The following is a 25,643-nucleotide window of genomic DNA, read 5'->3' as shown; positions in this document are numbered from 1 at the left end:
ACATGGCCGAACCCCTGTTGGTGGTCGGCCTTGGCAACCCGGGACCGAACTATGCCCGGACCCGGCACAACCTCGGATACATGGTCGCCGATCGGCTTGCCGCGCGACTGGGGTCAACGTTCAAGGCGCACAAGAAGTCTGGCTGCGAGATTGTCACCGGTCAGCTCGGGGGGCGTTCGGTGGTGCTGGCCAAACCGCGCAGCTACATGAACGAATCCGGTCGCCAAGTCGCACCGCTGGCCAAGTTCTACTCGGTGCCGCCCGCGGACATCATCGTCATCCACGACGATCTCGACCTCGATTTCGGTCGCATCCGGCTCAAGCTCGGCGGCGGCGAAGGCGGCCACAACGGGCTGCGATCCGTAGCTGCAGCGTTGGGCACCAAGGACTTTCAGCGGGTTCGCATCGGCATCGGGCGTCCACCGGGCCGCAAAGATCCGGCCGCGTTCGTGTTGGAGAACTTCACCGCCGCTGAGCGCGCCGAGGTGCCCACAATCTGCGAGCAGGCCGCCGACGCCACGGAGCTGCTCATCGAGCTGGGGCTGGAGGCGGCACAGAACGTCGTGCACGCCTGGTAATCCACCGCGAGGGTGCCGCGAGGGTGGAGCGAGGGTGGCGCGAGCAGACGCAGAATCGCGCTGGCGCGGGCTGATTGGTGCGATTCTGCGTCTGCTCGGCTGCAGTTAGGTGACCAGCGTGACGGAATTGGCCCGGCGCAGTTTGCCCGACGGCGTTTTGGGAATGGTGCCGGGGCCCAGCACCACGACGTTGCGGGGCCGCACGTCGACCTCGGTGACAACTTCGTGGGCCACCTGATGCTCGATGCGACGCACTTCGGCCGGATCGTCGTAGGCGTTGGACTCGACCGCGACGGCGAACGTCTCCCGCGAGTGCCCGGCGTCGAGGCGCACGGCCACCGCACAGCCCGGGCGCACCCCGGGAACCCGGCAGGCTGCGCGTTCGATGTCGGTGGGATAGATGTTGCGGCCGGCCATGATGATGACGTCCTTGACCCGCCCGCACACCACGATGTGACCGTTTTCGGTGATGTAGCCGAGGTCGCCGGTGTCGTACCAGCCGTGCTCGTCCTGCGCCGGGATGAATCCGCCCATCGTGATATAGCCGGGCGTGATTGGTTCACCGCGCAACTCGATCACCCCGACGCCCCGGGGCGGCAACACGTTGCCGTCCTCGTCGACGACGCGGGCCTCGATCCCGTCGAGCACCGGCCCGAGCGACGCCAGTCGGCGCACGTTGCCCTTGGTGGCCGGCACCGCGCGACGCAGCGCAGCCAGCAGGTCGGCGTCCACCTCGTCGACGATCAGGCCCTGTTCCACCGGGGAGAACGACACCGCCAGCGTGGTTTCCGCCATGCCGTAGGCGGGCAGGATGGCCTCGGGTCGCAGGCCGAACGGCCGGCCCGCGTCGATCAGGTCTTCGACGTCGGCGGGGTCCACCGGTTCGGCGCCCGACATCGCAATCCGCAGGGTCGACAGGTCGAACTGCCCGGGCTTGGCCTGCTTGCGCAACCGCTTGGCGAACAGCGAGTAGGCGAAGTTCGGCCCGCAGATGAACGTGCCCTTGTACTTGTCGATCAGCTTGGCCCACAGCAGCGTGTCGCGCAAAAAGTCCATCGGGGTGACCTTGACCAGCTCGGCGCCGAAGTACATCGGCACGGTCAAAAAGCCGATCATGCCCATGTCGTGGAAACACGGCAGCCAGCTGATCATCACGTCTTTCTCAAGGTCGTACTTGACGCCGACGAACATGGCCTCGACGTTGGAGTACACGTTGCGGTGGGTGATCTGCACGGCCTTGGGCGAGCCGGTCGAGCCGGACGTCAACTGCATCAACGCCAGATCGTCCTCGTCGGTGTCGATCGGGTCGATCGGGTCGGCGGCCAGCAACTGCTCAACGGTCAGCACCTTGACACCGCGCTGCTCGAGCACCGGCGCCGCCGCCATGAACGGGTCGGAAACGACGACCGCTTTGGCCTCGATCATGTCGACGACCGTCGTCGTGTCCTGCGCCCAGACCGCCAGATCGGTGCGCGGAGTGGGCTGATGCAGCATGGTCAGGCTGGCGCCGCGCATCCATAGCCCCTGCGCGGTCGGCGCGATCTCCACCGGCGCGCCGACAAGTACACCGACCGCGTCGCCGTGCCCCACGCCGTTAGCCGCCAGTCCACCGGCTACCCGGCGGGCCCGCTCATGGACCTCACGCCAGGTATGCCGGACCGGGTGGTGCGGCTCGCCGGTGACCATGCCGCGCGGGCTGGTGTGGGCGTTGCGGAACATCTTCTCGGTAAACCTGCTCACCACACCCTCCTGGCTTCCGGCACCGGCGCTTCCCGGGCCCGAAATTTCATGCTCCCCGCGCTAGTGCGTGATGCGCAGTAGCGGCGCGCACACGATTGAGGAGCGGTTATGTCTCGAATCGGTGATGCGTGAGCGACCTCGCGAGAGGTTCGACGGTCAGCGAAGGAACGGCCGCTGTGGTGCCTGGTCGACCGCCCACCGGACGTGCCGGTGGGCGGTGCGGGGGGGCGCATTGTTCGACCGCTAGTCATCACCGCCGAACATCTTAAGCTCCTCTTAAGTAACCACCAAACAATTGGTTGCTTTTGGTTGCTTTGAGCCTCAGGTCACACTTCGGTCACGGGCGCTGGCACGACTCGGGCACCGTGCACCGGCCCGCTGGCGACGCGGACCGTGCGGCAGACGCCGGCACCAGACAGCTGAGTGCCGACGTCGATCGCCGACGTCGCCGACGAGCACAAAAACGCGCACGTCGGCCCGGATCCGGACACGATTCCGGCCAGGGCGCCCGCCTCCACGCCGGCACGCAGCGCGCGGCGCAGCGAGGGGTCCAAACTCACCGCGGCGGCTTGCAGCTCGTTGCCCAGCAGCGGCGCCAACTGCTGCGGATTACCGGCGGCGAGCGCCGCCAGCACAGGGCCGGGCTCACCGAGTCGCGGCGGCGCCCCGGCCTTCCGCAGCCGGTCGAGCTCGGCGAACACTGCCGTGGTGGACAGGCCGCTATTGGCGAACGCCAGCACCCAGTGGAAGGTGTTACGCGACAGCACGGTGGCCAGCTCCTCGCCGCGGCCGGTTCCCAGCGCGGTGCCGCCGTGCAGCGCGAACGGCACATCGCTGCCCAGCCGTGCTGCGAGGGCGTGCAGGTCGCGGCGTGGCACGCCGAGCTCCCACAGCGCATTCATGCCGACCAAGACTGCGGCCGCGTCGGCGCTTCCGCCCGCCATCCCACCGGCAACGGGAATGGACTTGTCGATCGTGATCGACACGTCCGGTGCCCGACCGACATGCTCGGCCATCAGCTCGGCGGCCTGCCAAGCCAGGTTGCGTTCGTCCGTGGGCACCTCGTCGGCGCCTTCGCCAATGACCTTGAGTGACAGCACGTCAGCGTTGCGGACAGTGACCTCGTCGACCAGCGAGACCGCGTGAAACACCGTCGTCAGCTCGTGATAGCCATCGGCGCGGCGATCGCCAACGGCAAGGTAGAGGTTGACCTTTCCGGGCACCCGGACCGTGACCGATCCGGTGGGCACCCACTGAGCAGCGGTGTTTCCGTCCATTGGCACCGCCCGAGAGTATCGCCGGTGCTGGGCAAACCACAGGGGTTCCGGCGACGATGCTGCCACCGCTCACCGAGGATCCGGGCCATCAAACCCCGCCGCAACCTACCCTGAGGGCATGGTCGACGCCGGCGAGACCTTCGACGGCTACGTCGTGGATGAAGAGGTTGGCCGCGGCGGCTCGGCCATCGTCTACCGGGCGCATGACCGCGAACGTCCCGACCATGTGGTGGCCCTGAAAATCCTTACCGAGGAGCACCGGACTGCGCCGGAGCGCGCTCGCCTAGTCCGCGAATTCGAGTTCGCGCATCGACTCGGCCATCCTCACATCGTCGAGGTCTACGCACACGGGCCGCATTGGCTGGCAATGCAATTCATCGACGGGGGCAAATCGACGCGGCTGCAACGGCTGGAACAACGCCTAGCCGCCCTTGCCCAGATTTCCGACGCCCTGGATTACATCCACCGTTGTGGTGTGGTGCACGCCGACGTCAAACCAGCTAATATTCTTGTGGCAAAATACTTTTCGGGAACAGGCGCGGTGCTGGTCGACTTCGGGGTGGCGCACGCGGTCGTCGAGGACGTATTTCGGCGACCGAAGAACCTGCAGGCCTCGCTGTCGTACGCCGCCCCAGAGGTGCTGCGCGGGCACGCGCCCACAGCGGCCACCGACCAATACGCGCTGGCTTGTTCAGCGGTCGAACTGATCACCGGCGCACCGCCGTTCACCGCCGACACCGCCGCCGAGCTGGTCGACGCTCATCTACGTGGTATCCCCCCGCGGATTTCGCGTAAAGCCGCGTGGCTGCCGCGAGCGTTCGACGCCGTCATCGCCAAGGCGATGGCCAGGGATCCCGAACTGCGCTACCAATCTTGCGCCGAATTCGTCGACCACCTCACCCGAGTACTGCGCTGAGCCGCCGGTTAGGACGCCTCCTGACCGGCAGCGCTGTCGTCGTTCCACTCACCGGAGCGCTGCAGCAAGCGCACGAAGTCCTCGATCGACAGCGTCTCGCCACGGCGGGCAGGGTCGATGCTGGCGGCGAGCAGGCGCTTCGCGGATTCATTGCCCGAGCCCGCCCATTCGGCGAAGGCGTTGCGAGATGTCTTGCGCCGCTGTGCAAATGCGGTGTCGACCAGTTCAAAGACACGCTGGCGGAACAGCTCGTCGGTGGGCCACGGCGACACCTCGTAGCGGTCGATGCGCACCAACCCGGAGTAGACCCGCGGGATCGGCCAGAACACCGTCGGCGACACCATGCCAAAGCGGCGGACCCGTCCGAAGAAGCGCACCTTGACACTGGGCACGCCGTAGTCCTTGCTTCCGGGTTCAGCGGCGAGCCGTTCGGCGACCTCGGCCTGCACCATCACCATTACCGTGCGCACCGAGGGGAACTCGGCGAGCAGGTGCAACAGCGCAGGAACGGCGACGTTGTAGGGCAGGTTGGCGACGACGGCTGTCGGTTCGGCAGCCAGGTCGGTGCGGCGGATCGACAAGACATCGCGGTTGAGCACTGTCAGTCGGTGGATTTCGCTGTGGGAGTGCTCGGCAACGGTTTTGCGCAGCCGGCCGGCCAGCGCAGGGTCGATCTCGACGGCGGTGACCGTGGCGCCACGGTCGAGCAATGCCAGCGTCAGCGACCCCAGACCCGGCCCCACCTCGAGCACGTGGTCGGACCGGCTCACACCGGACGCGGACACCACCCGGCGCACCGTGTTGGCGTCGTGGACGAAGTTCTGCCCCAACGCCTTCCGTGGCCGGAATTCGAGTTCTCTAGCCAGCCGCCGTATTTCGGTCCGGCCCAATAGCCGTATGGTCAGCGCGCACCTGCTCTTCCGCTGCACACCGGCCACGCGCCCCAGCCCTGTCGTTGTAGCACCGTCTCGGCGACGGCGATCTGCTCCTCACGGGTGGCCAGATCAGCGCGGGGGGCATACCGCAAACCGCCGCTGCGTTCCCAGGTGCTTTGGTCGAACTGCACACCGCCGTAATACCCGTTCCCGGTGTTGATCGCCCAGTTGCCACCCGCTTCGCAGCGCGCAATCGCGTCCCACACGGTGGCATCGGGTATCGGCGGCACCTCGGTGCCGGGCTTGGTGCCGACCCGCAGCACGGCGTCACGAGCCGGTGTGATCACCGTGTTGGCGACGGGCAAGCGGCCGGTCTCTACTCCATTGACCTTGGCCACGGCGAAGGTCACGTCCTGAGTGCCCGGGCTGCCCGGGTCTTCGACGACCTGGCGGCTGATGTTCATCTCCGGGTCTTCGATGCGATGCGGGGTCGGCGGTAGCGGCACCCGCTCGGTGACCTTCTCCATGCGGATGCGGGTGACCTCAATCTGCATTCCGTCGGTGACCGGCGTCGAAGCGCCCGGCATCACTTTGTCGCTTTGCTCTAACGGCGCGCCGGCGGCGTCCAGTAGCTCGCCGACGTTCGGCGCGGCCAGGTGCACGGTGCGCACGGTCCCGCCGTCGTTGATCCGCACGGTCTTCGCGGTGACCACCGGAAGGGCCATCCCGGCCAATGGCACCCGGCTGCCGCGGGAGGCCGCGGCGGGCGCGGTGTCGGTCATGGCCAGTTGGGCCAGGGCCTCGTCAACGGTGGATGCCGTCGTCCACACCTGCTTGGTGCCGTGACCATCTAAGGAGATCTGCAGGGGCCGGCTGCGCCGAAGGATTATCTCGTCGTCGTCGTGAACCCGCTCGTTGCCGGTCGGGTACAAGTCGTCGCGTTCGCCGACGTCGAACCCGTTCTCCTTGAGCACGTCGATAACCCGAGACTTCATCGTGGTCACCGTCAACCGGGTGCCGTCGACGCTCAGCGTCACAGTCTTGCGCGCGGCGACCGCATACCCGCCCGCGAACGTCAGCACCAGCAACAACGCGGCGACCAGGATCCGCAGGATCGGTGATGGGGTCTGGTGAAGCCTCGTGAGTACGTTCAACGCGCGTTTTCCCCGACCTCAGCAGCACTTCAACGACACCGTCAGCAGCAGCCACAAACGAATGGGGCCCAACAGGCCCCACCGTTCGATCACAAGACGGTAACGAACCGGCCTAGATAGGGCAACTCCGACGCGATGCTCTTAACGGATTCTTAAGAGCCGGCGACGAGCCGGTAGGCCCGGTGAGCGTTGGCCGTGGTGGCTTGCGCCAGGTCCTGCGCGGGTCGCTGCAGGAGTTCGGCCAACGCCCGCACAGTGTAAGGCAGGCAGTACGGCTCGTTGGCGGCGCCACGGTAGGGGTGCGGGGTCAGATAGGGCGCGTCGGTCTCCACCAGCAACTGGTCGGTCGGCACCAGCACGACGGCGTCCCGCAGCTCACCGGCGTTGCGGAAGCTGACCGTCCCGGCGAGGCTCAGCCACCAGCCGACGTCGACGCAACTGCGGGCCATCGCCGGACCGGACGAGAAGCAGTGCAAGATCACGGTCTCGGGTGCGCCCTCAGCGCGCAGCACGTCGAGCACCTCGGTATCCGCCTGCCGGTTGTGAATCATCAGCGGTTTGCCGGTCCGCTTGGCGAGGTCGATGTGCCAGGCGAACGCCTCGCGCTGGGCGGCGGCTGCGCGCAGCCGTCGAGGCGGCCCGGCCAGTACAGGTCCATCCCGGTCTCGCCGATCGCCACCACTCGTGGATGCGCGGCGAGTCGCTCGAGTTCGGCGCGAGCGGACTCGGTCAGCGCATCGGCGCGGGTCGGGTGCAAAGCCACGGCGGCATAGACCCGCGGATCCCATTCGGCGGCCCGGGTCACCCAGCGCGCCGAGTCCAGGTCGTCGGCGACGGTCACGACCGCCTCGACGCCGACGGCGGCGGCGCGGTCGACGATCGCGTGCACTCCCTCGACGTCGGCGGCGCCGCACGCGTCGAGGTGGGTGTGCGCGTCGACCAACGGGGCCAACGGCTCCGGGGCGGGCGGCGCCTCGCGTTTACCGGGCCGGTTGGTGCTCACCCGCACACAATAGGGTGGATTGTCGATGAGGCCCTACTACGTCACCACCGCGATCACGTATCCCAATGCTGCGCCGCACTTGGGGCATGTGTACGAGTACATCGCAACCGACGCGATTGCCCGGTTCAAGCGGCTCGACGGCTTCGACGTGCGGTTCTTGACCGGGACCGATGAACACGGGCTGAAGATGGCCGAGGCGGCAGCGGCCGAGGGGCTGCCGACCGCCGAGCTGGCCCGGCGCAACTCCGATGTGTTTCAGCGGCTGCAAGAGCGGCTCAACATCTCGTTCGACCGGTTCATCCGCACCACCGACCCCGACCACCACGAGGCGTCCAAGGCGATCTGGAAGCGGATGGCCGATGCCGGCGATATCTACCTCGACACCTACTCGGGCTGGTATTCGGTGCGCGACGAGCGGTTCTTCGTCGAATCGGAGACCCGGGTGCTCGACGACGGCACTCGGATCGCCACCGAGACCGGGGCGCCGCTGACCTGGACAGAGGAACAGACGTATTTCTTCCGGCTGTCTGCCTACACCGACAAGCTGCTGGCGCACTACGAGGCCAACCCCGATTTCATCGGCCCCGAGGTGCGACGCAACGAGGTGGTCAGTTTCGTCTCGGGCGGCCTGCGCGACCTGTCGATCTCCCGGACGTCGTTCGACTGGGGGATACCGGTGCCCGATCATCCCGACCATGTCATGTATGTGTGGGTCGACGCGCTGACCAACTATTTGACCGGCGTCGGCTATCCCGACACCGACTCGGAGTTGTTCCGCCGCTATTGGCCCGGCCGATCTGCACATGATCGGCAAGGACATCATTCGGTTTCACGCCGTGTACTGGCCCGGCGTTTCTGATGTCGGCTGGGATCGAGTTGCCGCGAAGGGTTTTCGCACACGGGTTCCTGCTCAACCGCGGCGAGAAGATGAGCAAGTCGGTGGGCAACGTCATCGACCCGGTGGCGCTGGTGGATACCTTCGGCGTGGATCAGGTCCGCTACTTCCTGTTGCGGGAGGTGCCGTTCGGCCAGGACGGCAGCTACAGCGACGAGGCGATCATCACCCGGATCAACACCGACCTGGCCAACGAGCTGGGTAACTTGGCGCAGCGGTCGCTGTCGATGGTCGCGAAGAACCTCAACGGAATCGTCCCCACCCCAGGCGAATTCAGCGCCGACGACACGGAGTTGCTGGCGATCGCGGACGGCCTGCTCGAGCAGGTGCGGACCCATTTCGACGCCCAGGCCATGCATCTGGCCCTGGAGGCGATCTGGCTGATGCTGGGCGCGGCCAACAAATACTTCTCGGCGCAGCAGCCCTGGGTGTTGCGCAAAAGCGAATCGGAGTCCGATCAGACCCGGTTCCGCACCGTGCTCTACGTGACCTGCGAAGTGCTGCGTATCGCGGCGCTGCTGATCCAGCCCGTGCTACCCGAGTCGGCGAGCAAGCTGCTGGACCTGCTCGGTCAGCCCGCGGACCAGCGGACGTTCGCCGCGGTGGGAACTCGGCTCACCCCAGGCACGGTCTTGCCGCCCCCGACCGCGGTGTTCCCCCGCTACCAACCGGAGTGACTACCGTGGCGAGCACGGTGCGAGCAACAGGAGGCAGCGATGGGATCGCGGGACTACACCGACGCCGTAAACAGCGCACTGGACCGCTTGCGTGCCACCGGCTTCTACCTCGATCACTTCTTCGCCAACCACGGGCCGATGGCCGCCGAGGCGCTGGCCAAGCTCGGGTTCTGCGAGGAGGTCGACGGCTGGGTCGAGAACAACATCCAGCACCGCAACTATCCCCCGCTGCCGACGCCGACGGAGCCGATCACTAATTGGCAAGCGGCACTGGGCGATCGCGAACGTGGCGGCGATTGGGTGGAGCTGTTCCGCCGCGAACTCGCCGAAGCCCCGTGGCGAGAAGTGCTGCAGGACTGGTGGCCAAGGCTACTGCCGGGTTGCATGGGCTCGCTCACGCACGGCTTGATCCGCACCGCCCATGCGGTGCGGTCCGTGCGGGAAGCAGCGCGGCCGAGCAAGCTTCAGATCGACGAACTCGCCCGCGCTCTGGGCTTTTGGGCGACATCATTTCAGCCGCTGCAAAACGAGCCTGGCGGGGACGGCGATCTCGACGACGCTGCCGTGGACCGGGCGCTCAGCGAGCTGACAGCCGAATACGCGGGCCACTACACCGCGACGATGCCCTCGTTCCCAGTCCCATTGATTCACACCATCACCGCACCGGCCGCGATGCGTCTGCTGTTGGCCGACGTACCGGCCGAGCTGCACGCGGCGTCATTGCGCACGATAACGGAAGTCAACCGTGAAGTGTTCTCGGCGTTCGGCGGCCAGCGCTTGGCCCGCAAGCCTGTCGAGCTGGACACCGACCACACGTTCTCTGACCTCGCGGGCGAGGCGCTCGAACTCGGCGACGAGCATGCGATCAAGCTCTGCGAGGCCGCCATGCGCGAAAATGCCCTGCGCCAAGACCCTCGCTATCTCGGCGCCGCCAGCGCCGCCATCGATCTAATCCGCCGTCGGCTGGGACCGCAGGGCGTGACGTAACGAAGTCAGGTCACAGCCGGGGCCGTCAAACCTCCCCTGAACCGTCCCGGGTTTCGTGCACACCTTCTTTTGAGGGAAGGATGGCACGATGCCGAGCAAGTACGATGAGAACACCAAGGCCAAGGCGGTGCGGCTGGTCCGAGAGCATCGCGATGACTACGAGACCGAGTGGGCGGCGATGCGCGCGATCTCGGCGCGGTTGGGGATGAGCGCGGAGACGCTGCGCAAATGGGTGCGCCAGGCCGAGGTGGACGACGGTGAGGCTGCGGGTGTGCCGACTGAGACCGCACGCGAGCTGCGGGAGCTGCGCCGCAAAACCAAGGAACTTGAGCAAACGATCGAAATACTAAAGGCCGCAACAACTTTCTTCGCGCGGGAGTGCGACCCGCTACACCGCTGATCTGCGAGTTCATCGACGAACACAAGGACCGGTTCGGGGTCGTACCGATGTGCCGCGCCCTGGGTGTCCAGGGCGTGGCGATCGCCCCACGCACCTACTGGGCACACCGGTCGTCGGCGCCGTCAAAACGGGCCCTGTGGGACACCACGATCACCGAGATCCTCGCCGGCGTCTATGAGCCTGACGAGCACGGCAAACGCCCACCGGAGTGCCTGTACGGCAGCCTGAAGATGTGGGCGCACCTGCAGCGCCAGGGCATCCCGGTGGCGCGCTGCACGGTCGAACGGATCATGCGCAAGCACGGCTGGCGCGGGGCCACGCGCGCCCGGACGATACGCACTACCGAGCGCGATCCGGCCGCCGCGAGAGCGCCGGACCTGGTGCGGCGGCGCTTCCATGCATCGCGGCCCAACGAGCTGGACGTGGCGGACTTCACCTACGTGCCGCTCGATGGCGGCGGGTTCGGCTACACCGCATTCGTAATCGACGCCTATGCCGGGCTGATCGCGGGCTGGGAGTGCTCGTTGACGAAGAACACCGCCTTCGTCGAGCGGGCGATCCGCCAAGCCACGGCATACCGGGCGCGGCAGGGACATCCGCTCACCGGTGACACGATTCATCACAGCGATGCCGGATCACAATACACCGCAACACATTTCACTGAGACACTGATGCTGGCCGGACTCGTCCCGTCGATCGGGACTGTCGGGGACGCCCTCGATAACGCGTTGGCCGAAACCACGATCGGGCTCTACAAAACCGAGTGCGTGCGCGCGGGCTCCCCGTTCCGCACCGGACCGATCCGCACCCTCGCCGACCTGGAGAACATCACCTCGGCGTGGGTGCACTGGTATAACACCGCCAGGCTCATGCACCGCCTTGGCCGCCGCCCGCCAGCCGAAGCCGAGGCCGAGTACTACGCCCGGCTGCAAGCCGGCGACCCCATCAGCAGTCCGTAGGCTCGGGTCGCGACGGGGGTGTCACCCAACACCGATGGCAGACTCGGGACTTGTGGCGGAGTTGTTGATCGCGGTCAACCCGGATGAAGACTCCAGGCTGCCGTTGTTGCTGAGGGTCCCGCTCGGTGGCGGTGACCTGCTGTTCCGCACGTCGGGAACCTGGCCGCGGGAAAAAGCTTTGTTCGCCTACCCGGTACCGCTGGACGAGTGGCCCGACGATCCGGTAATCGTCGAACGAGTGCGGTTGCGGTCGTGTCGTCGGCGCGGCGCAGCGATCGACGTGATCGCCGACCGGTCCCGGCACAACCGCTCCCAGCTCGTGTTCACCCAGGCTCGGGGCCGCGACGTGGTGTTTTGGCAGTCGCCGCGCACCCGCAAACAGGCACGCCCGAACGTGCGCACCCCGACCGCCCGCGCGCACGGCATCGAGGAGCTGCAGATCGTGGTCGACAGCCACGAGCAGTACGCCTACCGGTTCGCAACCCAGCAGGTCACCACGGTCAAGCGGGCGCTGCCGTGCGGGGACTACGGAATCGTCGTTGATGGTCAGCTTGTCGCCAGCGTGGAACGCAAGTCACTGGTCGATCTGGTAGCCAGCCTCACCGGCGGCAAGCTGCGCTACCAGGTCGGCGACCTAGCCGCGCTCCCGCGCGCGGCGGTGGTCATCGAGGATCGCTACTCGCAGCTGTTCAAGCTTGACCGCATCCGGCCCGCGGTGGTCGCCGACGGGCTCGCCGAGTTGCAGATCCGCTGGCCGAACGTGCCCGTCGTGTTCTGCGAGACCCGCCAGCTCGCCGAGGAATACACCTACCGGTTCCTCGCCGCCGCCAACGCCTGGGCGACCACCGAACACGCTGCCATGCAACGTATCTCACCGATCAGAGTCGACATCGCCCACCTCGACCAGGCACCCGCAGCGCCGACGCCATCCACCGCCGAAGTCCGCGCCTGGGCTCGCGGCACCGGCTTACCGGTACCCGACCGCGGCGGCTCCGCCCCGAGATCTGGACTGCTTGGTACGACACCAACTCGTCGAACCGAACCTAGCGTCTACGGCCGCGTACTACGCTCACCACCAGATCAGGAAGCACACCGGTCACACGAAACGAGGTGTGCATCAAACCCGGGATGGTTCACCCCGTCGAGTCGGAATGTCCCTGGTGCTGTGGCTTAGCCGCACAGCGGATCTATGGGATCGGATACGTGATGAGCGTGAGCGCGAAGGTTGCGCTGTTAAGGGCGAGCAGGACCGAGGCCAGCCCGAATTGCGGGGAGATGTCATTGGCGAGCACGTGGGTGTACATCGCGCAGACAAAAAAGATGACCAGGCCGGCTGCTGCAGCGAGGCCAACGGCCGGAATCCAAAGCCCCGCAACGAGTCCCAGCGCACCCAGGGTCTTGAGGGTGCCGATCGGAAATGTCAGCCACGACAGGGGAACTCCTGCGGCTTGCATACCGGGAATGATCGGTGCGAAGTGAACCAGGGCGCTCACGCCGGAAAATCCGTTGACCGCAATCGCGATCAGGGTCAGAACAAGGTAGGCGGTGTGCATGGGTGGCCTCAGCTCGCTGGAAGGGGATCGAATCGAAACACAGCTATTCGGCCGGCAAGGGCCTCGACTTCCTCCGGGGTTCCCTGGCACACCAGACCGGAGCGCTTCAGGAAGCCGACGCCGACCGGCACCTCAGTCGGATACGCTCGCAGGATCGGGCGGGCGTCCGCGGCCGACAGCTCCACCATTTTCACTTGCCGTTTCTTGCGGCCCCTGCTAAGAGTCCCAACACCGGCGGCGCGGGCGTTGCGCGCCCAATCGGCACCGGGAAATCCCGCCACCACATAGAGATGCCCGCCGAAGGTGAACGGGGTCATCGGTGTACTGCGCGGTCGGCCGGTCTTGCGACCCGGGACCGTCAGCACCATCGGTGGTCCGGTTGGGATGCCGAGCTTTTGCACCGCGATCATGAACTTGTTTACCGGTTTTAGCCAGCGCGGTGGCGTGGGATTGGTCATGGTGTATCCCTCATCCTTAGTTCGTGAAGATGTCGCGGTGTTCGGCGACCCATTGCTCGAACGATTGCGCTGGCCTTCCCAAAATCTTGGGCACCTCGTCGGTCACGAGGGCCGGCTCCTCGAGGGTGGTGGCCAGCATCGCGATGTAGGCGTCACCGAACTCGGGCGGAAAGCCAAGCCCAACGAACCGCTGACGCACCAGCTCGTCGGGCACTTGCTCATACCGCAGCGGCCGGCACAGGACAGCGCCGATGATGTCGACCATCTCGGCGTTGGTCAGCGCCTGCGGGCCTGTCAACGGAATCTTTTGCCCCACAAGGTCATCGGTAAGCAGAGCTTTGGCGGCGACGGCAGCGATATCGTTTTCGACGATCGGGGCACTGGACGCGGCGGGGTAGGGGCCGCGGACGATGTCGCCAGCCCGGATCTGGGCGGACCACATGCCGACGAAGTTGGTGACAAACACCGAGGGCCGCAAGCTGACCCATTCCAGTCCAGAGTCGACTGCGAGTTGTTCGACTTCTTTATTGCGGTCGCCGCGATACCGCGATGGTTGGCGCGAGAAGGCGTCGTCGGCGTTGATGGCCGATAGCGCGACCAGCCGGCGGACCCCCTCGCGCCTGGCTTGGTCGACCACCGCGGTCAACTCTTGGCCCAGCGCACGCGAATTCAGGAAGACCGCTGATGCTCCGGGAATGGCCGCGGCGGCCGACTCCACCACATCGACATCGGCGGCAAATCCAGCTGACTGCAAGTTGCGGCTCACCGCGCGCACCTTCGCGCCGGCGTTGACGAGTTGGGTAACAAGCGGCCGGCCGACATTGCCGGTCGCTCCGGTGACGACAATCGTCATGACTGACTCCTCTTCCTCGATATAACGGCCGGGGAAGGCCACATCAGCTAAGGACGAGTTGGTGGACCAGGAAGTTACAAACCGTCGCGGAACTTTCCCGACGGCCGGATTCCACGGGGCCGCTGGGACGCGGGAGAGTTAGGTGCCGCCGACGCCCGTCAGTGACGTCGGTCACACGGTGTCACATCGGCGGGTGCCGCGGTGTCTCCATGGCACCAGCCCGCGAGAAACTAGGAGCCATCATGATTGACCAACGCCTGCGCGTCGTGGTCGTCGGCGGCGGATACGCCGGCACTGTGGCCGCCAACCATCTGCGGCTGCGCGCAGATCTCGACATCACGTTGGTGAACCCACGTCCGATGTTCGTCGAGCGGATTCGCTTACACCAGTTCGTCGCCGGGACCGGTTCTGCCACCGTCGACTACGGCACGCTTCTTGGCGAAGGCATCCAGCTGGTCGTTGACACCGCCGAACGGATCGACATGTCCGACTGCAAGGTGGTATTGGCCTCTGGTGCGGTGGTGGGCTACGACTACCTGATCTACGCCGTCGGCAGCACCGGCACACCGCCAGCAGCGGTGCCTGGCGCAGTGGAATTCGCCTACCCCATAGCCGAATTCGAACACGCCGAGCGGCTGCAGCACGCACTCGACGAACTGCATCCAGACGCACCCGTCGTGGTGGTCGGCGCCGGGTTAACCGGCATCGAAACCGCCTCCGAGCTTGCCGAGCAGGGTCGCCGCGTGACGTTGGTCTGCGGCGGGGTGCTCGGTCCGTCGTTGAGCGCAGCCGGTCGACGCTCGGTGGCCAAGTGGCTGCGCAAACTGGGTGTCGATGTGCGCGAAACCGCGGTCGTCGAAGCAGTAGCGCCCGGGGCGGTGCGGCTCGTCGACGGCACCGTCCTTAACAGCGCGGTGACCGTGTGGACCGCAGGCTTTGGTGTGCCGGACTTGGCTGCCCGCAGTGGTTTAAGCACCGACGCCCTCGGCCGGCTGCTCACCGACGAAACCCTGACCAGCATTGACGACCCCCGCATCGTGGCGGCTGGCGACGCCGCCGCCCCGTCGGGCCAGCCGCTGCGGATGAGCTGCCAGGCGGCCGGACCGCTGGGCGTGCAGGCTGCCAACACCGTGCTGGCCCGCATCGCGGGGACCGAGCCGAAAGTGCTGAACCAGGCATTCGTGGGCCAGTGCGTCAGCCTGGGCCGCAAGCACGCCACGTTCCAGCTTGCCCGGCTCGACGACACCCCCATCAACGCCGTCATCGGTGGCCGGATCGCCGCTGCGATCAAGGAGACGGTCTGCAGGGGCACAGTGTGGGGCATCCGCCGCGAGGCGGCCAAACCCGGCTCGAACCGTTGGCTCAAGGGCGGCAAGCGGTCCGAGCGGCTTGCGCGTGAGGCGGTCACGGTGCCGTGACCGCCTCACCGGGCAGGTCCGAGCACGCCGAACGGTTCACGCTGCTGCGGCCGCTGCTGTTTACCATCGCCTACGAAATCCTGGGTTCGGCCACCGAATCCGACGACGTGCTGCAGGACAGCTATCTGCGTTGGTCGCAGGTCGACTTGTCGACAGTGCGCGACACCAAGTCGTATCTGGCCCAGCTGGTCACCCGACAAGCGCTCAACACGCTGCGCGCCGACGCCCGCCGCCGCGAAGACTACGTCGGGCCGTGGCTGCCCGAGCCGCTGCTGCTGGAAGACCAAGACCCGTCGGCGGATGTCGTTCTCGCCGAATCGGTCTCGATGGCGATGCTGGTTTTGTTGGAGACCCTCAGTCCCGACGAACGCGCAGTGTTCGTGCTGCGGGAGGTGTTCGGGTTCGATTACGACGAAATCGCCTCTGCGGTAGACAAATCCGTGCCAGCAGTGCGCCAGATCGCGCACCGGGCGCGGGAACACGTGCAGGCGCGGCGTCGTCGTTTCGGCCCCGTCGACCCGGAACAGAACGCACGTATCACGGCCGAGTTTTTGGCGGCCGCGTCCAATGGCGACGTGGCGACCGTGATGTCGATGCTGGCACCGGATGTGGTGTGGACCGCCGACGGTGGCGGCAAGGCCACCGCGGCCCGCCGACCGATCGTTGGTGCGCGAAAGGTCGCCAACGCGGTCATGGGGATTATGCGCGTCGGCAAACGGATGCCCGACGTTCGGCTGGAAATGGCGCTGTGCAATTCCGCACCAGCCGTGCTGTTCTACCGCGGCGACCGCCTCGAGGGAGTGTTCACCGCCGAAATCGTCGACGGCAAGATCACCAACTTCTACGCGATCCGCAACCCCGACAAGCTGGCCGCCTTGGCGACCACCCACCACGTCAGCCGCGGCTGAGCCCCTGACTGCCGCGCGGTGACGGGAGCTTTTGCGTCTGCTGGCGCAACACACCAAGCTGGTGCAGTGCGAATCGAGCGGCTTGGCGACCTGGGTGGGGCACCGCAGGTGTTGCGCGCCGTGGGCGACGCCGCCAGCCGGCTCGGCCTGCCGCCGCCGGCCGCGCTGATCGGTGACTGGTTCGGCGCGCAAGCCGTCATCGCGCCGAGTGTGTCGGCGCAACCTGCGGATCCCGACGAGGCATTCGCGGTTCGGCCAGGCTGCGACACCACCGCGGTGGGTGGCGGCTGGATCGGCTACCTCTCCTACCCCGACCCCGGCCGAGACGGCGCACCCGGGCGGCTTGCCCGGGCCGCCGGGGGCTGGACCGATCGCGTGCTGCGCCGCGACCGGCGCGGCCAGTGGTGGTATGAGAGCCTGTCCGGTGCCCGCATGCCGGATTGGCTGGCGGGCGCGCTCGCGACGCCGGCACCGGTGCATGCTTGGAGCATCGACTGGGCCGTCGCCGACCGCGCGGAACACCGCGCCGGGGTGCTGGCCTGCCTGGAGGCCATCGCTGCAGGGGAGGTGTATCAGGCGTGCGTGTGCACGCAGTTCAGCGGGAAGCTCGCGGGGACGCCGCTGGACTTCTTTGTCGACGCGGTCGCGGCCACCGCTCCGGCTCGGGCGGCCTATGTGGCAGGACCGTGGGGGGCGGTGGCGTCGCTGTCACCGGAGCTTTTCCTGCGGCGCTGCGGTGATGTCGTGACGTCCAGCCCGATCAAGGGCACGTTGCCGCTGCAGGCATCTCCTTCGGCGCTGCGAACCTCGGTCAAGGATGTCGCCGAGAACATCATGATCGTGGACCTGGTCCGCAACGACCTGGGCCGGGTTGCGGTTACCGGCACGGTGACCGTGCCGGAGCTGTTGGCGGTGCAGCGTGCTCCAGGCGTGTGGCATCTGGTGTCAACGGTGTCGGCCCGGGTGCCGGTCGACCTGCCGGCTTCGGCGCTGCTCGACGCCGTCTTTCCCCCCGCGTCGGTGACCGGCACACCTAAACTACGTGCACGCCAACTGATTTCGCGGTGGGAGCAGGCTCGCCGCGGGATATATTGCGGCACAGTAGGTTTAGCGTCACCGGCAGCTGGCTGTGAGCTGAACGTGGCCATCCGGACCGTCGAGTTCGACGCCGCCGGAAACGCCGTGCTGGGCTCGGGTGGAGGGATCACAGCCGACTCGAATCCCGACGCCGAGTGGGACGAGTGCCTGCACAAGGCGGCGCCAATTCTCGGTCTCACATCTGAGGTCGCCGCCGCGGCCCGCGCGGGTTAGGCGCGCGAGCGCACGACCGCGTCATAGAGCTCGCGTCGCGATCGCAGTTCCGGATGGGCGGCGGCCACCTGGCCGCAGGCTTCCTTGAGCCCAATCCCTTTGCGTGTCAGCGCGTTTACCGCCGTCACCAGGGCCGACAGGTCAGTTTGCGCGGTCGCGCCGGCCAACACCACCGTGATCTCGCCGAGCACACCTCCCTCCGCCCACTTCACCAGCTCGTTCAACGATCCGCGCACCACTTCCTCGTGCACCTTGGTCAGTTCCCGGCATACCGCCGCGCGACGCGCGCCGCCGAGCTGCTCGACCGCGTCGCGCAGGCACGCGGCCAGCCGGCGCGGCGACTCGAAGAACACACAGGTGCGTCGCTCGTCGGCCAACGACGCCAGCCACGCCCTGCGGGCCGCCTGCCTGCGCGGGGCGAAACCCTCGAAACAGAACTTCTCCGAAGGCAACCCGGACACCGCCAGGGCGGTGATCACCGCGGAAGGCCCGGGCAGGCATGTCACCGGCACGCCGGCGTCGATACAGGCCACGACCAGCCGATACCCCGGGTCGCTGATGAGCGGCATCCCGGCGTCGCTGACCACCAGCACCGTCGCGCCAGCGGTGATCTCGGCCACCAGCGCGGGCACGCGGGCAGCCTCGACATGGTCGAACAGGCTGACCACGCGGCCGGCGATCTCGACGTCGAGAGCGTTGGCCAACTTGTGCAGCCGCCTGGTGTCTTCGGCGGCGACCACGTCGGCGGAAGCCAGCGCGGCGACCAGCCGCGGTGATGCATCGCAAGGCTGTCCCAACGGGGTTGCGCCCAGCAACAGTCGACCACCGCTCATGGGGCAAAGCCTACGATCGTGGTGATGACAGCCCCGACCAGCGAAAGCCCCGTCGCCGTCGCCGAGCGGGTAGCGCCCGTCATCAGCCCCGGGCCGCTGGTGCCCGTCCCAGACTTCGGGCCCCTCGACCGCTTGCGGGGCTGGGCGATGACCGCGGTGATCACCGCGCTGGCGGCGGTGACCCGGTTCGCGAACCTCGGCTCACCGACCGACGCCGGCACCCCGGTCTTCGACGAGAAGCATTACGCGCCGCAAGCCTGGCAAATGCTGCACAACCATGGCGTGGAGGACAACCCCGGCTTCGGCCTGGTCGTTCACCCCCCGGTGGGCAAGCAGCTGATCGCGATCGGCGAGGCGATCTTCGGCTACACCGGTGTGGGCTGGCGGTTCACCGGTGCGCTGCTCGGCGTCATCATGGTGGGGCTGGTGGCCCGGATCGTGCGGCGAATCAGCCGCTCGACGCTGGTCGGCGGCATCGCGGGACTGCTGCTCATCGGCGACGGCGTGAGCTTCGTGACCTCACGCACCGCGTTGCTCGACGGCTACCTCAGCTTCTTTGTGGTGGCGGCGTTCGGCGCGCTGGTCGTCGACCGCGACCAGGTACGCGAACGCATGCACACCGTGCTGCTGGAGGGCCGCAGCGCCGAGACCGCGTGGGGTCCCCGGCTGGGAGTGCGCTGGTGGCGGTTCGGCGCCGGCGTGCTGCTCGGATTGGCTTGCGCCACAAAGTGGTCAGGGCTGTACTTCGTGTTGTTCTTCGCAGTGATGTCGCTGGGGTTTGACGTGGCCGCGCGCCGCGCCTACCGGGTGCCCCGGCCCTGGCTGGGGGTGCTTCGCCGTGACTTGGGGCCCACCGCCTATGCGCTGCTGCTGATCCCATCGGCGGTGTATTTGGCCACCTACGCGCCGTGGTTTGCTTCCGAGACGGCGATCAACCGCCACGAGGTCGGCCAGTCAATCGGCGCGCAAACGTCGTTCCCGCTGCCCGATGCCATCCGCTCGCTGTGGCATTACACCTACAACGCCTACAAATTCCATGCGGGCCTGACGAATTCGGCGGGCAACCACCATCCGTGGGAATCCAAACCGTGGGCCTGGCCGATGTCGCTGCGCCCGGTGCTTTACGCGATCGACCAGCAGAACATTCCCGGTTGCGGCGCGCAATCGTGCGTCAAAGCGGTGATGCTGGTCGGCACCCCGGCCATGTGGTGGCTGTCGGTGCCGGTGCTGTTGTATGCCGGTTGGCGGACGTTAGTGCGTCGCGACTGGCGCTACGCCGCGGTCCTGGTCGGCTACTGCGCGGGGTGGCTGCCGTGGTTTGCCGACATCGACCGGCAGATGTATTTCTTCTATGCGGCCACGATGGCGCCGTTTCTGGTGATGGCGATCGCGCTGATTCTCGGGGACATCTTGTATCAGCCCGGGCAGAACCCGGAGCGACGAACCCTCGGGCTGATCGTGGTGTCCTGTTACGTCGCGCTGGTGTTGACCAACTTCGCGTGGTTGTTCCCGGTGCTTACCGGTCAGCCGATCTCGCCGTCCACCTGGAACATGGAGATCTGGTTACCCAGCTGGCGGTAAGTCTTTCCGCGAAACAGAAGCCACGGCTGCGATTACGCAACGAATCACGACCATGGCTTCTGTCTCGCGAAGTTCGCGGGGTGTCAGTGCCGACGGCGATGATCACCGGCATGAACGAGGTGATCGTCGGCAGCGAGGCGCTAGCAGCGGGCTCACTAACACGCAGCCAGCTGCGGTGGAACTACCGGCGCATCTTCCGCGATGTCTATATCCGCAAGGAGGTGCCTCCGTCGCTGGCGATGATGACCGTCGGGGCATGGTTGTGGTCGCGCCGTCGCGCAGTGATCACCGGACGCGCGGCGGCCGCCTTGCACGGCGCGAAATGGGTCGACGAATGCGCGCCTATCGAACTGCTCTGGCAAAACAACCACTACCCTCCCGGCACCATCGTTCGAAACGAACAGTGGGACGTCAGCGAGGTCACAACGGTTCACGGCATACCGGTAGCCACGCCTGCGAGAGCAGGATTCGATCTTGCTCGACACCTTCCGCGCAGTATGGCGATCGCCCACCTCGATGCGCTGGCCCGCGCTACAGGTATCACGCAAGAAGACCTCATGTGCCTGGTGGACCGCTATCGCGGGGCCCGCGGTAACAAGCGCGCGCGGGCTGCCATCGACCTAATGGACGCTGGTGCGGAGTCACCCAGGGAGACCTGGTTGCGCTTGGTCCTGATCGACGCCGGGCTTCCCAGACCGACCACACAGATTCGGGTCAGCGATGGCCACCTCGTCGCATACCTCGACATGGGTTGGAAAGAGCCGATGGTGGCGGTTGAGTACGACGGCGAGCACCATCGCACCGATCGGCGACAATACGTGAAAGACATCCGGCGAGCGGAGATGGTGGCACGGCTTGGTTGGCATGTGATCACGGTGATCAAGGAGGATCCGGCCAGCGACGTGGTGTGGCGGGCGCGCAATGCGTTGGCCCGCCGCGGCTGCCCGCCGTCGCGAAACAGAAGCCAGGGTCGCGCGGCCGCCTGAAACCACAGCCGTGGCTTCTGTTTCGCGGCAATCGGACCTACAGCGGGTCGCGGGCCACCGGGCACGACATGCACCGCGGACCGCCGCGGCCCGTGCCCAGCTCGGAGGCGGCGATGGTGAGCACCTCGATGCCAGCGTCCTGCAAACGCGCATTGGTCCGCGCATTGCGCTCGTAGGCGACGACGACACCGGGCGCCAACGCCAGCGTGTTGTTGCCGTCGTCCCATTGTTCGCGTTCGGCGATCACCGGGTCCAGCCCGGTGTCGATAACCCGCAACTTGTCGATGCCCATCGCGTTCGCCGCGGCCTCGACGAACGGCGCCTCGTCGCTGATCTTGACACCGTCAGGGGTGCGTTCAAGGGTGAACGCGGACAGCGTGTCCACCACGTTCGCGTACATCACTACCGCGTCGGTGTCGACCATCGTGCATACCGTGTCCAGGTGCATCTGGGCGCGTTTCTGCTCGATCGGCACGGCTAGCACCGTGTGGGCCAGATCGTCGTCGAATAGGCTGCGCGCCAAGGCTTCCGCGCCGGCCGGTGTGGTGCGTTCCCCGACCCCCACCGCGACCACGCCCGGCGCGAGCAGCAGCACGTCGCCTCCCTCCACCGGCGCGGTGTGCGATTCGTATGCGCGCCGCACACCGGTGAACCGCGGGTGATGGGCATAGATCAGGTCGGTCAACGACGCCTCACGCGCCCTCGCCGGTAGCGCCAGCGACGGGATGATCACTCGGGGCCCGATCCATATCGACGAATCTCGGGTGAACACCAGGTTGGGCAGCGGCTCGATGACGAAATCGGCCGCGTGGTGCATGCGGCGGACCAGCGACACGTCGGCCTGCGTGCTTGACGGCAACTCGGTGAACGTCATACCGGCCGTCAGCACACGCGCCAGGCTGGCCGGATCCAGACTCCGCAGGTAAGCCGAAAGTTCTTGTGCCAAAGGCAATCCCAGCCGACGATCATCCACCGCGGCGGCGATACCCTGCATCCGGGCTGCCCCGCTGTTGAGCGCTTCGGTCAGCAAATCGGATAGCAGCAACACTTCGACACCGCGGGAGCGAAGCAACTCCGCGAACGCATCGTGTTCCTCCTGCGCGCGAGCGACCCATGGCAATCCGTCGAACAGCAGCTGGTCGTTGTTGCGGGGCGTGAGTCGCCGCAACTCCGCTCCGGGCCGGTGCAGGATGGCCACGCGCAGCCGTCCCACTTCGGAATTGGTCCCCAGTTCGGTGACAGTCACATCTAGCACGGTAACGCCCGCGACACCTCGCCGGCGTTCGAACGGGCGTGCGATAGACTGTGCGCCATGTCGCTCGCGGTGCAGGGTTCGCTGTTCGACCTTCAACAGCGCCGCTACCTCGGTGACGGCGCGTGGATCGACATCCGCTCCGGCTGGCTGGCCGGCGCCGACGAGCTGTTCGAGGCGCTGCTGACGACCGTGCCGTGGCGCGCCGAGCGCCGCCACATGTACGACCACATAGTCGACGTGCCGCGACTGGTGAGCTTTTACGACCTGACGGTCGACGAGCCGCCGCACCCAGAGCTTGTGCGGCTGCGCCGGCGGCTCAACGACATCTACGCCGGCGAGCTGGGTGAGCCGTTCACCACGGCGGGGCTGTGTCTGTACCGCGACGGCGCCGACAGTGTCGCCTGGCACGGCGACACCATCGGCCGCAGCAGCCGCGAGGACACCATGGTGGCGATCGTCAGCCTCGGCGCGACCCGCACGTTCGCGTTGCGGCCCCGCGGCGGTGGCGCGTCGGTGCGGCTGCCGCAGGGGCATGGTGATTTGCTGGTGATGGGCGGATCATGTCAACGTACTTGGGAGCATTCGGTTCCCAAGACGTCCGCGCCGACGGGTCCGCGCATCAGCATCCAGTTCCGTCCACGCGATGTGCGCTAATGCGAGTTTTTGACCGCGGCCACCGCGGTGGTCAGCAACTCGCACGCGCGTCGGGTATCGACGGCGACCACCGGCTTGTCCGGAAGCACCAGCGGGTTGGCCGTGACAATCACCTGATAGTTGCCGAAATGGGCGGAGTAGTTGTAGACCTCGCCGGTGCGGGTTTGTCCGCCGATGACGGTCTGCAGGATTCGGTGCACGCCAAGCGTCTGTGCGCCCGCAATATGCGGAGCGTCGACCACCTCGATGACGCCACGGACTGAGCCGCCAGCGAAACCCACCTTCTGACAGCGGGTTCCGGGATCGTTGACCGGCACCGGCCGGGAAGTTTCGAGCGCGATGGCGATGAATCGGTTGCCGTCGCCCTCGGCAGAGACGGCGGCCATATTGCCTTGCAGGCCGGGCGGCACCGGTGGCGCTGTCGCGACCCTGGCGCACTCCGCGGGTTCGAACTTCAGGCCGTCCGGTAGCTTCTGCGCCGCCAACAACTTCGGGTCGATACCGGTCGGCGCGATGGTGGTGACGTGAAATTCTGGCCCGAAACTCGATCTCACCTGGGCGACTTTGGCGATGTCGGCCGATGCGGAATCGGCCGATTCGGCGGATGCGCAGGCGGCGAGCCAACACACACATCCGAGCGCGAGCACCGCTCTGGTCACCATGGTGAATCTACCCAACCAGCGGCGATCAGCCGCGTAACGCGGCCACCGTTTTGACCAACAAGTCGGCGACGAATTGCGGCGGCAGGGGCGAGTGCGCCGAGCCAGGGTCGGTGACAAGGATGGTGAACACGTAATAGTCACCCAGATAAGCAGCGAATGTTTGAGCGTGAGAAGCGATTTGGGTGCCGTTTTCGACTGAGGTGGTGGTCTCGCTTGCCATCCCCACGGTTTGGATGCCATCGATGTGTGGTGGGTCGACGAGTCGCACCCTAGTTGCCGCCTGGCGCGTCGCCATGCTCCACTGCCGGCATTCGGACATTGTTGCGTGGTCTGCCGGCGCAGACTTTCCTGGCAGCGTCGTGACCACCGCGTAGACGATTCCACCGGAACCAGACCCCGACACCCCCTGCGCGGATTCGCCACGGCCGCGCAGCGGGTCGGCCAGCGTCGCGCATTGAGCCGGATGTGCCGCCCAGTTCGGCCCCACACCCCAGATCGCTGCGGGCGTCGTCGCCGCGGCCAGGCCAGTCACCTCGTAACCGCCGGGCAGGTCGCGGGCAACCCTTCTAATGTTGGCGGGGGTGATCCGCATGTCGCTGGCGGCCGACGGGGTGGGCCAGTTACTGCGAGCAGAGCCATCCGGGTGAGCGCATGCCGCTGCCAGCATGACCGTTATCGCAGCCATCGCGCGCCGCATGCCCGTTGATACCACGTGATGGCCACGCCTGTCTGCTGACACGCCGTCAGCTGACAGCCTGGATCACTTGGCGCGCAACACGTTTGATCTGGTCAGCCATGTCGCGCCCGAACGGCAGGTGCCGCAGATCGGGTACCTCGATGACCGTGGTGACGACGCCCACGTCGTCACGCTCCCACACCGCGCCATAGTGGTCCATGATCGTGCGCATCGGTAGGTTATCGGAAAGCATTCGCCCACAGAACTTTTCAACTCCTGCCACCCGGGCCGCCACAGCTAGGGCACCGATGAGGAAGCTGCCGATCCCACGATGCTGATACGGGTCGGCGACGATGAACGCGATCTCGGCGAGTGTCGGGTCGTGTTCGTCGCGCACGAAGCGGGCGTCCGCAACCGGATATCCGTCGGCGTCAGTGACCACCCATACGAAATGGTCGACATAGTCGACCTCGAACAAATACTCCATCAGCGCTGGGCTGGGGACTCGCGGGGACATGAATCGCCGGTACAGGGTCTCGTTCGAGAATTGGACGTGGCCCTGTGTGGTTTTTTCGACGTCGCCCGGCAGCACCGGGCGAAGCAGCAGTTCGGTTCCGTCGCGGACACGGATCGGGATCGGCCGGACAAATGCGGCCAGACGCTGGCGGGCGGTGCGAACGAGCCGCTGCATGACGCCGGGGAGGTAGACCATCTGCGCGAAGGCGTCGCGGCCGCCGATCCAGCCGGTCAGCGGTTCGGTCGTGGTGACGGTTGCGGTGCGCGGGGTGTCGCGCAGCAGAGCGATCTCCCCGACGATCATGCCGGCAGAGACGTGCTCGACGATCACGCTGTCGTCGTCGCCGACGTGTTTGACTTCGGCAGTGCCGGACCTGATGAGAAGGAAAGAAACGGCCTGCTCGCCTTGCCGCATGAGCACTTGGCCGGCGGCCGCCTGCAGCGGCTGCAGGCTCGCGGCCAACGATGTCAAGTCCTCGGCGGGACATCCTTGGAAGACGTCCATGGTGGCGAGCTCG

General features: G+C 66.7%; 22 protein-coding genes and 3 pseudogenes. 12 read left to right on the top strand and 13 right to left on the bottom strand.

Features of this window, described 5'->3' with window-relative positions; genetic code table 11:
* The first annotated feature begins 2 nt into the window (after positions 1-2).
* A complete protein-coding gene (gene pth, locus MYXE_RS06275) occupies positions 3-578 on the top strand; it encodes an aminoacyl-tRNA hydrolase (protein ID WP_085196506.1) in 576 nt (191 codons plus the stop codon).
* Positions 579-683: 105 nt separating this feature from the next.
* Here the strand turns inward: pth and MYXE_RS06270 are convergent, their stop codons facing one another.
* Entirely contained in the window at positions 684-2,318 is a 1,635-nt protein-coding gene (locus MYXE_RS06270; RefSeq protein WP_085196524.1) for a fatty acyl-AMP ligase, read from the bottom strand.
* A 326-nt stretch (positions 2,319-2,644) separates the two neighbouring features.
* On the bottom strand, positions 2,645-3,595 hold the full coding sequence (locus MYXE_RS06265) for a 4-(cytidine 5'-diphospho)-2-C-methyl-D-erythritol kinase (protein WP_085196504.1): 951 nt from the start codon (positions 3,593-3,595) through the stop codon (positions 2,645-2,647).
* Between the two features lie 118 nt (positions 3,596-3,713).
* Here MYXE_RS06265 and MYXE_RS06260 point away from each other — a divergent pair, with 118 nt between their 5' ends.
* The gene (locus tag MYXE_RS06260) at positions 3,714-4,511 is read left to right on the top strand and encodes a serine/threonine-protein kinase (protein WP_085196502.1); all 798 of its coding nucleotides are present in this window, start codon (positions 3,714-3,716) and stop codon (positions 4,509-4,511) included.
* 8 nt (positions 4,512-4,519) lie between these two features.
* Here the strand turns inward: MYXE_RS06260 and rsmA are convergent, their stop codons facing one another.
* The 3 genes and pseudogenes from rsmA to MYXE_RS06245 all read right to left on the bottom strand — a co-directional run bounded on the left by rsmA (position 4,520) and on the right by MYXE_RS06245 (position 7,549).
* Positions 4,520-5,449 carry a 16S rRNA (adenine(1518)-N(6)/adenine(1519)-N(6))-dimethyltransferase RsmA gene (gene rsmA, locus MYXE_RS06255; protein WP_085196500.1) on the bottom strand — a complete coding sequence of 310 codons (930 nt, stop codon included), beginning with the start codon at positions 5,447-5,449 and terminating at the stop codon, positions 4,520-4,522.
* The gene (locus tag MYXE_RS06250; RefSeq protein WP_085196498.1) at positions 5,413-6,540 is read right to left on the bottom strand and encodes a resuscitation-promoting factor; all 1,128 of its coding nucleotides are present in this window, start codon (positions 6,538-6,540) and stop codon (positions 5,413-5,415) included. Before MYXE_RS06250 ends, rsmA begins: the two co-directional genes overlap by 37 nt.
* Positions 6,541-6,692: 152 nt before the next feature.
* Positions 6,693-7,549: pseudogene (locus MYXE_RS06245) on the bottom strand (TatD family hydrolase).
* Positions 7,550-7,568: 19 nt separating this feature from the next.
* On the opposite strand from MYXE_RS06245, the pseudogene metG reads away from it, so the two are divergent.
* From metG to MYXE_RS06225, 4 genes and pseudogenes are all read left to right on the top strand, one after another.
* Positions 7,569-9,115: pseudogene (metG, locus tag MYXE_RS06240) on the top strand (methionine--tRNA ligase).
* 39 nt (positions 9,116-9,154) lie between these two features.
* The gene (locus tag MYXE_RS06235; protein ID WP_085196491.1) at positions 9,155-10,102 is read left to right on the top strand and encodes a questin oxidase family protein; all 948 of its coding nucleotides are present in this window, start codon (positions 9,155-9,157) and stop codon (positions 10,100-10,102) included.
* 88 nt (positions 10,103-10,190) lie between these two features.
* Positions 10,191-11,461, top strand: a protein-coding gene (locus MYXE_RS06230; RefSeq protein ID WP_415624423.1) for an IS3 family transposase whose coding sequence is annotated in 2 segments (ribosomal slippage) — positions 10,191-10,464 and positions 10,464-11,461 — 1,272 coding nt in all. Because the reading frame shifts where the segments join, the coding sequence is not laid out codon by codon here.
* A gap of 52 nt (positions 11,462-11,513) precedes the next feature.
* Positions 11,514-12,508, top strand: a pseudogene (locus MYXE_RS06225) (ERCC4 domain-containing protein).
* Between the two features lie 140 nt (positions 12,509-12,648).
* Here MYXE_RS06225 and MYXE_RS06220 read toward each other — a convergent pair.
* Genes MYXE_RS06220 through MYXE_RS06210 form a run of 3 tightly spaced genes read right to left on the bottom strand, consistent with a single transcriptional unit; the run spans position 12,649 to position 14,325 of the window.
* Positions 12,649-13,014 (bottom strand): DoxX family protein, encoded by a 366-nt coding sequence (locus MYXE_RS06220; RefSeq protein ID WP_003922868.1) that lies wholly within the window; start codon positions 13,012-13,014, stop codon positions 12,649-12,651.
* Between the two features lie 8 nt (positions 13,015-13,022).
* Complete coding sequence (locus MYXE_RS06215; protein WP_085193692.1) at positions 13,023-13,472, bottom strand: nitroreductase family deazaflavin-dependent oxidoreductase; 450 nt, start codon at positions 13,470-13,472, stop codon at positions 13,023-13,025.
* Positions 13,473-13,488: 16 nt separating this feature from the next.
* Positions 13,489-14,325 carry an NmrA family NAD(P)-binding protein gene (locus MYXE_RS06210; RefSeq protein ID WP_085193690.1) on the bottom strand — a complete coding sequence of 279 codons (837 nt, stop codon included), beginning with the start codon at positions 14,323-14,325 and terminating at the stop codon, positions 13,489-13,491.
* A 242-nt stretch (positions 14,326-14,567) separates the two neighbouring features.
* Here MYXE_RS06210 and MYXE_RS06205 point away from each other — a divergent pair, with 242 nt between their 5' ends.
* The 3 genes from MYXE_RS06205 to MYXE_RS06195 all read left to right on the top strand — a co-directional run bounded on the left by MYXE_RS06205 (position 14,568) and on the right by MYXE_RS06195 (position 17,962).
* Positions 14,568-15,743: an NAD(P)/FAD-dependent oxidoreductase gene (locus MYXE_RS06205; protein WP_085193710.1), complete on the top strand. Its 1,176-nt coding sequence runs from the start codon at positions 14,568-14,570 to the stop codon at positions 15,741-15,743.
* A complete protein-coding gene (locus MYXE_RS06200) occupies positions 15,740-16,651 on the top strand; it encodes an RNA polymerase sigma-70 factor (RefSeq protein ID WP_003922863.1) in 912 nt (303 codons plus the stop codon). Before MYXE_RS06205 ends, MYXE_RS06200 begins: the two co-directional genes overlap by 4 nt.
* A gap of 66 nt (positions 16,652-16,717) precedes the next feature.
* Positions 16,718-17,962, top strand: coding sequence for an aminodeoxychorismate synthase component I (locus MYXE_RS06195; RefSeq protein ID WP_112649968.1), 1,245 nt, complete (start codon positions 16,718-16,720; stop codon positions 17,960-17,962).
* On the opposite strand, the gene rsmI is transcribed toward MYXE_RS06195, so the two are convergent.
* On the bottom strand, positions 17,959-18,795 hold the full coding sequence (gene rsmI, locus MYXE_RS06190; protein WP_085193686.1) for a 16S rRNA (cytidine(1402)-2'-O)-methyltransferase: 837 nt from the start codon (positions 18,793-18,795) through the stop codon (positions 17,959-17,961). The two genes, MYXE_RS06195 and rsmI, sit on opposite strands and share 4 nt — an antisense overlap.
* A gap of 24 nt (positions 18,796-18,819) precedes the next feature.
* On the opposite strand from rsmI, the gene MYXE_RS06185 reads away from it, so the two are divergent.
* Together MYXE_RS06185 and MYXE_RS06180 are read left to right on the top strand one after the other, a co-directional pair.
* The gene (locus tag MYXE_RS06185) at positions 18,820-20,376 is read left to right on the top strand and encodes a dolichyl-phosphate-mannose--protein mannosyltransferase (RefSeq protein ID WP_085193708.1); all 1,557 of its coding nucleotides are present in this window, start codon (positions 18,820-18,822) and stop codon (positions 20,374-20,376) included.
* Positions 20,377-20,456: 80 nt separating this feature from the next.
* Complete coding sequence (locus MYXE_RS06180) at positions 20,457-21,362, top strand: hypothetical protein (protein WP_332102222.1); 906 nt, start codon at positions 20,457-20,459, stop codon at positions 21,360-21,362.
* A 37-nt stretch (positions 21,363-21,399) separates the two neighbouring features.
* Here MYXE_RS06180 and arcA read toward each other — a convergent pair whose 3' ends face one another.
* Positions 21,400-22,608 carry an arginine deiminase gene (gene arcA / locus MYXE_RS06175; protein WP_003922858.1) on the bottom strand — a complete coding sequence of 403 codons (1,209 nt, stop codon included), beginning with the start codon at positions 22,606-22,608 and terminating at the stop codon, positions 21,400-21,402.
* 66 nt (positions 22,609-22,674) lie between these two features.
* Here arcA and MYXE_RS06170 point away from each other — a divergent pair, with 66 nt between their 5' ends.
* Complete coding sequence (locus MYXE_RS06170; protein WP_085193684.1) at positions 22,675-23,271, top strand: alpha-ketoglutarate-dependent dioxygenase AlkB; 597 nt, start codon at positions 22,675-22,677, stop codon at positions 23,269-23,271.
* Here the strand turns inward: MYXE_RS06170 and MYXE_RS06165 are convergent.
* From MYXE_RS06165 to MYXE_RS06155, 3 genes are read right to left on the bottom strand one after another with little or no spacing between them, the layout of a single operon-like run.
* Positions 23,268-23,933 (bottom strand): DUF5642 family protein, encoded by a 666-nt coding sequence (locus tag MYXE_RS06165; RefSeq protein ID WP_085193681.1) that lies wholly within the window; start codon positions 23,931-23,933, stop codon positions 23,268-23,270. The genes MYXE_RS06170 and MYXE_RS06165 overlap by 4 nt on opposite strands.
* A gap of 25 nt (positions 23,934-23,958) precedes the next feature.
* On the bottom strand, positions 23,959-24,618 hold the full coding sequence (locus tag MYXE_RS06160) for a DUF5642 family protein (RefSeq protein ID WP_086009250.1): 660 nt from the start codon (positions 24,616-24,618) through the stop codon (positions 23,959-23,961).
* 58 nt (positions 24,619-24,676) lie between these two features.
* Entirely contained in the window at positions 24,677-25,630 is a 954-nt protein-coding gene (locus tag MYXE_RS06155) for a GNAT family N-acetyltransferase (protein ID WP_161552155.1), read from the bottom strand.
* Positions 25,631-25,643: the final 13 nt, after the last annotated feature.

This window comes from Mycobacterium xenopi, assembly GCF_009936235.1.
GTDB lineage: Bacteria > Actinomycetota > Actinomycetes > Mycobacteriales > Mycobacteriaceae > Mycobacterium > Mycobacterium xenopi.
Note: the sequence above shows the minus strand (reverse complement) of the source record. Positions and strands in the feature narration are given on the sequence as shown.